The 13,261-nt window shown below is 37.6% G+C and carries 10 protein-coding genes and 1 pseudogene; all 11 read left to right on the top strand.

The genetic code is table 11. From position 1 onward, the window contains the following. The first annotated feature begins 5 nt into the window (after positions 1-5). Entirely contained in the window at positions 6-932 is a 927-nt protein-coding gene (locus HMPREF0721_RS03300; protein WP_156788689.1) for a glycosyltransferase, read from the top strand. 14 nt (positions 933-946) lie between these two features. Then, the gene (locus tag HMPREF0721_RS03295; RefSeq protein ID WP_006598134.1) at positions 947-2,005 is read left to right on the top strand and encodes an NAD-dependent epimerase/dehydratase family protein; all 1,059 of its coding nucleotides are present in this window, start codon (positions 947-949) and stop codon (positions 2,003-2,005) included. A gap of 322 nt (positions 2,006-2,327) precedes the next feature. Further along, positions 2,328-3,227 carry a hypothetical protein gene (locus HMPREF0721_RS03285; RefSeq protein ID WP_006598131.1) on the top strand — a complete coding sequence of 300 codons (900 nt, stop codon included), beginning with the start codon at positions 2,328-2,330 and terminating at the stop codon, positions 3,225-3,227. Further along, positions 3,220-4,683 (top strand): flippase, encoded by a 1,464-nt coding sequence (locus tag HMPREF0721_RS03280; protein ID WP_006598130.1) that lies wholly within the window; start codon positions 3,220-3,222, stop codon positions 4,681-4,683. Before HMPREF0721_RS03285 ends, HMPREF0721_RS03280 begins: the two co-directional genes overlap by 8 nt. A 166-nt stretch (positions 4,684-4,849) precedes the next feature. Beyond that, positions 4,850-5,353, top strand: a complete 504-nt coding sequence (locus HMPREF0721_RS03275; protein WP_006598129.1) for a TIR domain-containing protein — start codon at positions 4,850-4,852, stop codon at positions 5,351-5,353. Continuing rightward, positions 5,247-6,289 (top strand): annotated as a pseudogene (locus HMPREF0721_RS12765) (macro domain-containing protein). Before HMPREF0721_RS03275 ends, HMPREF0721_RS12765 begins: the two are co-directional and overlap by 107 nt. Positions 6,290-6,569: 280 nt before the next feature. Next, the gene (locus HMPREF0721_RS03265) at positions 6,570-7,508 is read left to right on the top strand and encodes a glycosyltransferase (protein ID WP_006598127.1); all 939 of its coding nucleotides are present in this window, start codon (positions 6,570-6,572) and stop codon (positions 7,506-7,508) included. Between the two features lie 21 nt (positions 7,509-7,529). After that, a complete protein-coding gene (locus HMPREF0721_RS03260; protein WP_006598126.1) occupies positions 7,530-8,573 on the top strand; it encodes an acyltransferase in 1,044 nt (347 codons plus the stop codon). Positions 8,574-8,611: 38 nt separating this feature from the next. Beyond that, complete coding sequence (locus HMPREF0721_RS03255) at positions 8,612-9,535, top strand: glycosyltransferase family 2 protein (RefSeq protein WP_040639878.1); 924 nt, start codon at positions 8,612-8,614, stop codon at positions 9,533-9,535. 52 nt (positions 9,536-9,587) lie between these two features. Then, positions 9,588-11,345: a DUF6020 family protein gene (locus tag HMPREF0721_RS03250; protein WP_006598124.1), complete on the top strand. Its 1,758-nt coding sequence runs from the start codon at positions 9,588-9,590 to the stop codon at positions 11,343-11,345. A 17-nt stretch (positions 11,346-11,362) separates the two neighbouring features. Next, entirely contained in the window at positions 11,363-13,225 is a 1,863-nt protein-coding gene (locus HMPREF0721_RS03245; RefSeq protein WP_006598123.1) for a DUF6020 family protein, read from the top strand. Positions 13,226-13,261 lie beyond the last annotated feature (36 nt).

Raw genomic sequence — 13,261 nt, 5'->3', positions numbered from 1 at the left:
ATAGAATGAACATTGCAATAGTTTTAGTGACATTTAACCGGCTTGAGAAACTTAAGGTTGCCCTGAAGAAATATCAAAGGCAAACTTATTTGCCTAAACATTTGATAGTAGTTGACAATTGCAGCACGGATGGAACACGGGAATTTTTAGAGCAGTGGAAAAAAATCGAAGATAAATATGAAAAACACGTGCTCCGGTTAAGCACGAACACGGGCGGAGCCGGTGGATTTTATGAAGGCATGCGTTATGCCGTGGAAAATCTGCAAACGGATTGGATATGGGTTTCAGATGACGATGCGTATCCAAGGGCAGAAGCATTAAAGGTTTTATCGGATTATTATTCCGGTTTATCTGTTGAGGAACAAAACAAAATCGTCTCCCTTTGTGCGGCAATCTACAATGATGGGAAAATTCATGCAGCGCATCGGCATCATTTAAAGATTACCAAGTTTAAAGTGAAAATATATTCATCGGCCATTGAAGAATATCAACAAAAGGCATTTCCGATAGATATTTTTTCTTATGTTGGAACCATGATAAAAACGGATGCTTTGAAAAAGGTTGGGCTTGATCGCAAAGAATTTTTTATTTACTGCGATGATCAGGAGCATGCCATTCGTTTGGGGCGGTACGGGAAAATTATATGTGTTCCCAATAGCATTGTCGATCACGATACGCCGCCTCACAATCCCAACGTTGTCGATTGGGGACGGTATTATAAAAAACGGAACGATCTGTTAATGATCAAGTATAATTTTCCTAAAAGATATTTCATATTACGATACATGAGGAGGTATTTGAGCGATATTTCTATCTTATCTTCAAATCCAGCTATTCTAAAAAAAATGTTTAGAGAAGCCTATCATGATGCAAAAAATGATAATATGGGTATACACGCATTATATAAACCGGGATGGGTTCCACAAGATTAATAGGAAATAATACGATGGAAAAAGTTTTGATGGAAGATTTAAATTACATTAATAATAAAATAGATTTTTCAATTTTAGCCGGCAAAACGATTGCGATAACCGGTGCAACGGGGCTTATAGGACAGTCCTTAGTAAAAAGTCTTCTTTTTTTTAATCAATATTCTGATCAGAAAATAAACATTGTTGCAATAGTTAGAGATTTAAATAAAGCACATCACATTTTTGGAGAGGAAGACGACACTCTTAAATTTTATGTTTCAGATATACGAGATTTAAGACCGAAGAACATAAATGTTAATTTTGTGATTCATGCAGCGAGCCAGACGGCGAGCAAAAATTTTATTGATCAACCAATAAAAACAATAGAAACGGCTTTAAAAGGAACACAAAACGTTTTAAAATTTGCGAAAGCCAATCCGGTTCAGAGTTTCGTCTATTTATCAAGTATGGAGGTTTATGGGACACCACAGACAGATGAGTTAGTAAGAGAAGATCATCCGACTGATATTAATACAATGGCTATTCGCTCTTGTTATCCCGAAAGTAAAAGAATGTGCGAAAATTTGTGCGTTGCTTATTCACAAGAATTTGGGATACCAATTAAAGTTGTTAGGTTAACACAGACATTTGGTCCAGGGGGAAATTATTGTGATGGTCGTGTTTTTGCTGAATTTGCCAGATGCGCTATTGAAGGAAAAGATATTGTGCTTCACACAAAAGGAGAGACAAAAAGATCCTATCTTTATATAGCAGATGCGGTGACCGCTATTTTTATGGTTCTTTTCTTTGGAAAAACAGGCGAAGCGTATAACGCTGCGAATGCGAATACATATTGTTCTATCTTTGAAATGGCAAAATTAGTTGCCAAGAACAATTCAAAAAATTGTATTAAAGTAAAAATTAAGGAAGAAAAAATTTCAAATTTCGGATATGCACCAACATTGCATATGAATTTATCAACGGAAAAATTAGAAAATTTGGGTTGGAGACCTCAAATTGATTTAAAGGATGCTTTCGACAGGCTAATTAAGAGTATGCAAACAGATAATGAAAAGTTTTTAAAAGAGATTTAGATGCTAAAGAAGACATATCGATTTAACAAATCAGAAATTTTATTTTTTTCGGCATGGATTCTGTTTCTGCTTTCTCTTTTAATCGGTGCGACGACATTGCAGGGAATAAAGTATTTGGTCGTGCTTGCCAAAGGGTTGCGCTACCTTGCTTATTTAATTTGTTGCGCGGAGATATGCAGAACAAAGATAAAAAGAATAAGACTTTTATTTTAATATTTATTTTTTGATTTTTATAATCAGTTGCATTTCATCTACGAACAAAACGTTATTATTATATTTATTGGTATTATTTGCATCTATCAATATTGACAAGCGTAAAATAATGCGTTTAACAATCCGCATACAAGGATTTTTTTTAGCGATTGTTGTTCTTCTAAGTCAAATCGGCATCATGGAAGACCATCTTTTCGGCAGGAATAGTGATCGTATTCGCCATGGCTTGGGCTTTTCATGGACAACAACAGGACCCATTTTATATTTTTATTTTATGTTGGGATACATTTATCTCAGAAAAGAAAAATTCGGCGTCGGCGAAGCAATTTTTCTTGAAGCCATCAACATTTTATTTTATCAGCTGACGGATACGCGAATGGCATTTATGCTGTCAACGCTTTTTTTGATCTTTTTTTCCATTCAAAATCTCAACCGCAGACGCTGGAGAAAATTGTCAAAGCTGAAGGGAATCTATCTATTGATACCGACGGTTTTATGTATTTTAGCGTTTGTTTCGGCCATTTATTTTAATCAGAATCAGCATACCTTTGCCACAGTGAATAAACTGTTATCCAATCGACTCATGCTGGGACATCAGGCGATCAAATCATATGGCTTTACATTTTTTGGACAACCGATCAAATGGATGGGGTATAGCATTAAGCATCCGATGTTGGCAGATTCGCAATATAACTACGTTGACTCCTCATATCTGCAATTGGCGCTTAATTATGGGGTGTTAGTGATTGCAGTTGTGGTCGCAATGTATACTTATGGTATTTACAAGGCGATTCGCCAGCAAGATTATTATCTCGTTTTTGTTTATTTGTTTGTTTTGGTTTTTGCGTTGACAGAACCGAGACTGATGAATTTTGCCTTCAATCCCTTCCCATTAATGATTTTTTCTGGAAAATCTATCAAAAAATGGAAACGCGTTCCGAACTTTCGACAAGAAGAAAGCGGACAACAGGGTAATCAACCGTTGTTAGATGGAGAAATGAATGCCTAAACAAAAATCAATCAAGAAGAATTTTCTGATGAATGCGATTTTGATGATGTCGCAGTTCATTTTTCCGCTGATTACCTTTCCCTATGTCTCGCGGATTCTTTTGCCGGCGGGAACCGGAAAAGTGGCTTTCGCCACGTCATTAATTATGTACTTCACCATGTTTGCCCAGCTCGGGATTCCGACCTATGGGATCCGCAAATGTGCGCAGGTGCGCGACGACAAAATGGCGTTGACGCGTGTTGTGCATGAGCTTTTCTTCATCAATTTGTTGATGAGTATTATTTCTTACGGCATTTTGTTTGGCGCCCTTGCCGTTGTGCCGCGTCTGCAGGGAGACCGCACCCTTTATCTGATTGTCTCCCTTAATATTATTTTTCAGTGTATCGGCATCGAATGGATGTATAAAGGGCTGGAGCAGTACACTTATATTACTGTGCGTTCTATTATTTTTAAATTTATCGCGCTCATCGGGATGTTTGCCTTTATTCATGTCAAAAGTGATTATGTGATTTACGGCGGCATCTCTATTTTTGCGGCATCGGCTTCGCAGTTGCTCAATTTTATCAATGCGCGCCGGTATATTTATTTTAGGCCGGTGGGCAGCTATCGACTTAAGAGACATTTAAAAGCAGTGTTCGTTTTCTTTGCGATGGCGGTGGCTACGACGATCTATACCAATTTGGACACGGTCATGCTAAAGTTTATGAAGACCGATACCGATGTGGGCTATTATAATGCGGCAGTTAGAATTAAAACGATTTTGGTCAGCGTCGTGACGTCGTTAGGCACGGTGCTTTTGCCCCGGGCCTCTTATTATGTAAAGAACGGTGAAATGGCCGAATTCAAGCGCATCGCGGCGAAGGCGCTGAATTTTGTGTTTATTATTGCGACACCGTTGATGCTGTATTTTATCTTCTTCGCACGGCAGGGGATTTTTTTGCTTTCCGGGAGTGCCTATGGCGGCGCAATCGAACCGATGCAATTGATTATGCCGACGCTGCTGTTTATCGGGCTGACCAATATTTTGGGTTTGCAGATGCTCGTACCCCTGGGTAAAGAAAAAGTGGTGCTTTATTCGGAAATTGCGGGAGCACTCGTTGACTTGGTGGTTAACTGGCTGCTGATCCCGAAAATGGCATCATCCGGGGCGGCCATCGGAACAGTCGCGGCGGAGCTCATGGTGCTGATCGTGCAATTTTGGGCGCTGCGCAAAGAAGTGGCACCGCTGTTTAAGCAGATCCAGTATTATAAAATTGCGATCGCCTTGGCATTGGGTTCGGCAGCCAGCTTATGGGTGTCGCGATTGGGATTCGGTAATTTTGTGACATTGGTTATTTCAGCTGTACTGTTTATGGGGGTGTATGCGGCGGCGATGTTTGTTATGAAAGAGCCGCTGGCGAGGGAAATGCTGCAAGTCATCATAGGAAAAGTGTGGAAAAATAAAAAAGTTGATTGAGAAAACGTCAATGAGAAATTTTGAGTTTGCGACTATTGGTGAATTAAGAGAAATAGCGAAACAGTAAAACATTGAATTGGAAGACATGACTATTGCAATGACAGTATATGGGTTTGGAAGTTATAAAGGATTCAACAAATAAAAGTGTCAAGGAGAAGTGATTAAGATGGCATATAAAAATAAAGTATACGTTTCAATGGATGCGGATAATGATTTAAGGTATTATTATTTAATGAAAGCTTGGAAACAAAGCGACTATACATCCTTTAATTTTTATGATGCTCATGACATAAATAATATTTACGATAAGAGTGAGGCATCTATAAAAGCAGGACTTCAAGAGAGATTCAGGAAGACAAAGGTATTTGTACTTTTGGTAGGAGAACATACAAAATATATGTATAAATATGTGAGGTGGGAAATCGAACAAGCAATCAAAAGAAAAATTCCTTGCATTGTTGTTAATTTAAATGGAAAGAGGAGTGAAGATCAAAATCGTTGCCCTGCTTTAATGAGAGATAATTTAGCTGTACATATTAGTTTTAACGCTAAGATATTACAGTATGCTTTGGAAAATTGGCCAGAATTTGATGAAAAATGCCGTAAAGAAGGAAAAACAGGAGCATATTACTATAAAGAAAATGTTTATGAAAAACTTGGCATGTACTAAAATTTATGTCCAATTTCTTTTGCCTTTTTTCAAAAAGCCGTTAGAATATATTTCGACTTTCTTTGCCTTAGTTGGTGGTTATTTTACATTTTGTGAAATAGAGCAAGCTGCATTCAAAACTCAAATGCTAATTGGTATATTTAGAAATCACATTTTAGGATTTTTGGTAATTTTAGCAATGCTTGTATTGTTATTACGTAAAGAAAAGGCGGAAAAAACAGCATATTTGGGTGAAAAAGATACTATTATATCTCTGAAGATGGCGAATTTGTTGAATATAAAAGAGTCTGCAATCGTGATTCCAACAAATACGACTTTTGATACAACTATGAGCGGAGACTTTATCAGCGAGCAAAGTTTGCAAGGACAGTTTCAAAAAATATATACGGTGTTGATTTTTCGGAATTAGATAAGGATATAAAAAACTCGCTTGATGAAAACTACACTAATTATAAAGTTTTGGAAGATAGAAGAAAAACAAATAAGAATAGGTATGAGATAGGGACAGTTGCTAAAATTACTTATAAGAGGCAGCATTACTATTTTCTCGCTGTTGCAGATGTTAGTAAAACTGGAAAGCCGCAAAATGTAACTATGCAAAATATGGCGAAGGCACTTGTTGGGTTATGGGAATATCTATCAAAGGAAGGACATACTGAACCTATAACAATACCTGTAATTGGAACAGGACGAGCAGGATTATGTGATGGAACATTTGAAGATGTAGTTCATGAAACGATTTTCTCTTTTGCTACAAAATCACAAGATGAATTTGTAGCCAGAAAAATGACAATTTGTGTGTATCCACCTGCGCTTTCTGACGCTAATGTTACTTGGGAAAAGTTATGTAACTATTTAGAACTTCAATGCCAGTTTTTTACAGAGAATGAAAAGCGAATTAAGAACTCAAGGATTACTGGCAGTCCAGTTAGTTAATATAATTACATAGTGTAGCTATTATCCATAGTTACGGAGTGAGTGTTATCAACTTCGATAACAAAATGATAGCATTAATTTATATATGCAAGATGGTATGGATACATCAAATAATCAAAAGAATTACGAACACGACAGAAAATAATCACTAAACAAGATTGATTAGTATTTGTCAAGCTGGAATAATCGTCAAATTTGTCTTGTCTTGCCTTTTGGAATTCATTTGCGTCATCAAATAATCTGAAAGCTGATGTGGAGAAGTATGCAAGGAGTTTTGAAAATGAAAACGGCAATTGTCCTGTCAACGTACAATGGAGAAAAATACATTCTGCCACTATTAGATTCATTGAAAGACCAGACAATGTCACCTGATGAAGTTCTGATTTCCGATGATGGCTCAGATGATGACACAGTTTCGATTATTGAACAATATATCCAAGAGCATCATTTATTAAATTGGTCTATTAAAATAAATGAAACAAACCGTGGATGGAGACAAAATTTTATGTCATTGATTCAAAGCACAGATGCCGATTTTATTTTTCCTTGCGATCAGGATGATATTTGGTATCCGGATAAAATTGCTTCAATGACGCACGTAATGGAGGAAAATGAGAGAATTCAATGTCTTGTTTCCGATTATGATATTTTTTATATGGATGATCGATCGGGGCGAGATCATAGAAGTTTAAGGAATGCGATGAACGACAGCAATGCAGTAACATTGATTCCAATGAATGCTTCCTTTATCTATGTAAAACGCCCAGGTTGTACTTATTGCATCCGCAAGGGTATGAAAAAATATATTGTGGATTATTGGGATAAAAACGAAGATGCACATGATGCCTTTTTTTGGCGCGTTGCGTGTATTATGGATGGCCTATACCATTTCGAACGAAAGACAATTAAATATCGTCGTCATGCCGATAGCGTTCTGTCCATGAGGAGAAGGGATAGAAGTTGGTTAATAGATCAAATGGAATATTATATTCGTTTGACAGAACGGCTTATTGCTTTTACGAAAAATATGTTAGAAGCAGAAAATAACCAAAATAAACTTCTCAATCTGAATAAAATGATGAAGACATGGCAATTGAGGCTGCAATTTGCCCAAGGAAGGAATCCAATAATTTATTTGAAGCTGATGAGTTATCAAAAATATTATTTCGGATTTCGATCCTATATCCGAGATTTGATATCGGTTTATTTGAATAGGTAAAAATAATGAGAAATTAATAGTATGGAAAAACCAAAAGATATAAGTTATATTAGTTTTGCCAGCGTGATATCAGCCATAGGAGTCGTTTATCTGCATATAAATGGTTGTTTTTGGCAGTTTAGCAAAACAGCAGGATATTGGCCATCGGCCAATATCATTGAATGTGTGTTTTATTTTGCAGTGCCTGTTTTCTTTATGATCTCAGGTGCGACGTTGATGGATTTTTATGAGCGTTATGATTTAAAAACCTATGCGAAAAAGCGAATCCATAAGACCGTTATTCCGTATCTTTTTTGGAGCATTTTTGGCCTTTTATTCCAAATTTTTATCCTCAAATCCATTGATCCTGCCGGCGTGGGAATCACTTTTATTGTTAAAGGACTGTTGACGGGAAAGCTTGTTGCAATTTACTGGTTTTTTGTGCCGCTGTTTTCGATTTATTTGTGCCTGCCATTGTTTGCGGCGGTTCCCAAGGAGCGAAGAATAAAATTATTTTCATTCCTTGCGATTGCAGCATTCTTTTTAAATGTTTTATTGCCTTTTGCTTTGTCGCTTTATGGCGCAAAAGATGTGGGCACTTTTTCTGTCGGCGTGGGGGCCGGATATCTGATATACATTATGTTGGGATACCTGTTGACGCGGATTGAAATTCCCAGACGATGGCGATTCGGTATTTATGGTTTAGGGCTCATCGGTCTTTTGATGCACATCATCGGAACATACCAGCTATCAATGCCTGCCGGGCAGATCGTATCGACCTATAAAGGTTATGTGAATGTGCCCTGTGTTTTATACTCGATTGCCGTATTCGTCTTTTTTCGCTATGCGGGCACAAAATGGATGGCGCATAAAGGTGTTAATAAAATAGTAGAAGTATTATCGAAATACACTTTTAGCCTGTATTTGCTTCATTGGTATGTGCTGCAGGTGATCGTAAAAGTTTTGGGATTTAATTCATATTCGCTTTTATTTCGATTGATTGTCCCTTTGCTTATTTTAGGAATAGTCGTTATAATCGTAAATGTATTGAGAAAAGTTTGTTTAATGGATAGTTTACTACCGTAAAATGGCGGATCGTGAGATTAAAAGACAAAGGAAAAAGGATGGATCAAATTGCAGTATTAATTCCTTGTTACAACGAGGAGAAGACAATCGAAAAAGTAGTGGCAGATGCAAAGGTTGCGCTCCCCGATGCCGTGATTTATGTCTATGATAACAATTCATCAGATCAGACGGCGGTTTTGGCAGAGCGTGCCGGTGCAGTGGTGCATTATGAATATCAGCAAGGCAAGGGAAATGTGATTCGGCGGATGTTTCGGGAAATTGATGCCCGGTGTTATGTCATGGTTGATGGAGATGATACCTATCCTATGGAGTCTGCTGTTCCAATGGTGGAAAAAGTATTAAACCATCAGGCGGATATGGTGGTGGGCGATCGCCTTTCATCCACATATTTTGCAGAGAATAAACGGCCTTTTCATAATTTTGGCAATTCGATTGTTCGCAGCAGCATTAATCGATTGTTTGGGTGTGATATTCAGGATATTATGACCGGAATGCGCGCTTTTAGTTATAATTTTGTTAAATCCTTTCCGGTATTGTCTGAAGGATTTGAGATCGAAACAGAGATGACCATTCATGCGGTTAACAATCATCTGCAAATTGAAAATGAAATTATTGAATACCGTGATCGGCCGGAGGGCTCTGAGTCGAAGCTCAGCACCTATTCGGATGGAATCAAGGTGTTGGGAACGATCGTGAAATTATATAAAAATTATAAGCCCATGGGTTTCTTTGGTATTTTTGCAGCAATTTTGGCTGCTTTGGCGGCAATTCTTTTCTTCCCAGTGCTGGGAGAATATTTGAAATCGGGAGTAGTGCTCCGTTTTCCGACGTTAATTGTTTCGGGCTTTGCCATGATTGCAGCATTGCAGTCGTTGTTTGCCGGTCTGATTTTATCCAATGAGGCGAAAAATGATCGCCGCCAGTTTGAAATGACCTTAAATCGATTGGAAAAAGAAAAGTAAAAGCCAACTAAAGAAATATAATGAACAGATGAAAGGATAAGGAAATATTTAAATGAAAAAACAGGTATCCGTATGGATACAAAAGTTTTCTATTGATCGAACAGCAGTCTTTGGTGCGATCTTTTTTGATCTGCTGTATTGTTTGGGGATGCTTGCGAATGATCGGCTGATTACTCGAAATAGATTTTTTGATGGATCAGGGATGGGGGGACTCCTCTTTATTGGCTTGTTGTTTTTTGTTTTGGGTTATTTTTTATTAAAAAAGTGCTTTTTATATATTGAGCGTTCCCAGACACAAAGATTGTTCATTCAGACTTCATTGTTAGAAACTTTAAAAGTTTTTTTCTTTCATTATTGGTTTCTTTTTTTACTGGCATGGCTGCCATATTGGTTAATGCGCTTCCCTGGCAATCTTGACCCGGACACATTTTGGCAGATTCTCCAGCCTTATGGTTTAATGGCGGCTTCGGATCATCACCCGTGGTTTGACACAATGCTGTTCTACAAATTTTGGAGAATTGGTGATTTTTTAGGTTCTAATCTCTGGTCTGTTGCGATATATGCATGGCTGCAGATGGCTGCGACAGCTGCTGCCTTTTCTCTTTTTTTGTGTTATATAAAGGCACATGGGGTTCGACCGCGAGTCATTAGAACGGCAACATTTTTTTATGCTCTTTTTCCGGTTATTCCACTCTTCGCACAAACCATGGCAAAGGATATGCTGAACGGCTGGATTTTTGTGCTGTTTTTCCTATCTGTGATTGAATGTGTTCGGAGCCGAGGCGCCGTTTTAAAGTCATTGCGATTTTGCGGCATCTTACTGATATTATTATTTTTAATGGCACTTACTAAAAAAGTGGGTATCTATATTGTAGTGGTTTCATTGTTTGGCGTATTTTGTTATTGCAACAATGGACACAGACGGATTCTATGGATTATGTTTTTTTATCTGGTTTTTTTCTGCGGTTTGTGGAGTCATGTAGTACTGCCCATGTGGGGTGTCGCTTCAGGAGAGCAAAAAGAGATGTTATCTATTCCCTCACAGCAGGTCGCGTGCTTAATCCAAAGAGAGCCGAAGGCACTTTCTGAAAATGATTGGCAGATCATTCAGGGTGTTTATCAAAAACCGAGAGCAATGGCACAAGATTACAATCCGCTCCGAGCAGATGCGACAAAGTCGCATTGGAAAAAGAATGCATCGAATACGGATAGAATGAATTTTATAAAATGGTATCTTAAAGCATGGACGAGATTTCCCAAAACGTTTTGCTTATCTTTAGCGGCGAATGACTATGGCCTTTTAAGTGTTGACGCAACCTGCCAAGGAGATGAAAGCCTGATTTATTACCGAAACAATCTGCCGAATCAAAACGGAGGTTATGCATCTGAAAAAATTTATGCGCGGTGGAGTAATGGAAAAGCATCCATATCACAGGTACATCAGATTTTTAAACGCGCATATCGCAGTATTAAGGTTCAACGATGGGCCGATGCATTTGACATGATGTTGCTCCATGTTGAAAACGCTGCGGCAGTTTTGTTTTCAAAAGTTTTATTCGCAACGTGGCTTCCTTTTGCTTTGGTTTTTTATGCAATTCGATCGCGCCGATGGAATATTTTGATCGCTTTGATTCCCGTTTTGCTCACAACGTTAACTTTATCGGTGGGGCCAGTGATATTGCCACGTTATATGGTCTGTAGTGTTTATGCTGTGCCAATTATTTTTTCGTTACCGTTTTTACTGAAAAAACAAGAAGTATCTGTTGCGACAGATCAAGAATTTGCTTCAGATGGCTACCATAGGATATAGAAGAAAGGATAACAATTGTGCAAAAGATTAACCAAAAACATGCCGTTTTTGCTTTGCTGATCGGAATATATTCGAGTATGGTGTTTTCATTTAATTATGCAGGACCAAAATCTTTCGATTTATTGTCAGAAAGTCGGATAGCAGCAGAAATTTTAAAGATTGAACAATCTTTCAATGGTTATGGTGTGCAATGGGCATTGATTGCGTTGGCGTTGGCATTGTTTTTTTACCTCTTTTTTGAGTGGCGCGTTAAAACGGGACAAAGAGTGAAGGCAGGGCTATCATGTATAAGTGTGGTGTTTGGATTTTTTAATACCTTCGGCCTAATGATGTATTACAGGGACCAAATCCCGGCATTTAATTCTAACAATGCGTTTGTGCTTACCGTTTTTTTGGCTTTTGGGTACGGATTGGTTTTTTATGCGATAGCTGAATTCCTCATTGAAAATATCGGGGATTTGTCTTTTGCGCATACCGAAGAAAAATTTCCAATGTCAAAATGGCGAACATTTTTTGAACGTCATCTTTTTTTTATGTCTTTTATCATTATATTGATGTGTTGGCTGCTTTGGATTATTTCGTACTATCCTGCCAGTGCGGATAACGATGTATTTTGGCAAATGAGTACGTATTTTGGATATGATCATTTAGTGCCGAGCAATCATCATCCATGGTTTTCCACTTTAGTTATCACCTGGTTTTATCAGATTGGAATGAAACTTCATAATGAAAATTTGGGGTTATTTCTATATGTGTTCTGCCGGGATGTGCTGATGGCGGCGATGTTGGCACATGGCATTAAAATTCTTAAACAAAATGGTATCCGGTTTAGTTTGTGCATATTAGTCTTATTGTTTTTTGCGATTACCCCAGTTTGGGGCGCCTATGCAAAACATGCATTTAAAGATACATTTGCATATGGTTTGTTTAGCTATGCAATATTGAACCTGATAATATTAACCATGAATTTAAAAAAGAATATATTTTCTTGTCGACAGGGAATAGTGACGGCAATTGCTTTGCTGCTGTCCTGTCTGTTCCGGAATAATTTTGTATATGCACTTTTACCGACTGTATTTTTCTTAGCAATTTTTGCTCTATACAAAAAGAAAACATGGGCTATTTTATTGTTGGTTTTGCCATTTATTGTGTTTTGGGGATTTCAGAAATATATTCATTATACAGGGGTAAAACCGTCTGAAAAACAGGAGGCAATGTCATTGCCGCTTCAACAAACAGCCCGAACGGTAAAAAATTATCATGAAACGCTGCCTTTAAAATACAGGAAGCAAGTTGAACATTTTTTTCAAAAAAAAGATTTTTACAAAAGATATGATCCGATATGCTCGGATCCGATAAAAAATAATTTTCGAGGAAGCGGGAGAAAGTATCTGAGGCTTTGGTTTGAAATGTCCAGGCAGTATCCCAAAATGTATTGTGAAGCAGGCATTGGTTTGAATTCTGGATACTATGCCTTTATTCCCCAATTTCCTACAGGCGCTGGTAACTGGAATTCAGGAATGACTATTTTCAATTGGTTGGGCGGCATAACAGATAAACATTATCATGTTTATACTAATAAAAGTTTTCAAAAAGAACGAGAAATTTTAGACGCTTATTCTAAATGTTGGGATAAAGTACCGCTATTAAGCCTCACTGATGTTTGTGCGTTTTATACATGGTTGATTATTTTATTATGTTATGATTTAATTCGGAGAAGAAAATGGGTTATGGTAATTCCGTGCATTGCCTTGGTTTTATTGATCGGAACGTGTATGATGTCCCCGATTAATAATTGCTTTAGATATTATGCCCCCATAGCGGCCAGTTGCCCGTGGTTGTTGCTATTGGTTCCTCAAAAAAATCGAAAAGTTTTTTAAAAAGGATGGCTCATGATTTATCTTTTTTGTTTTGCT

Origin of the sequence: Pseudoramibacter alactolyticus ATCC 23263 (genome assembly GCF_000185505.1) — a bacterium.
Lineage (GTDB): Bacteria > Bacillota > Clostridia > Eubacteriales > Eubacteriaceae > Pseudoramibacter > Pseudoramibacter alactolyticus.
Note: the sequence above shows the minus strand (reverse complement) of the source record. Positions and strands in the feature narration are given on the sequence as shown.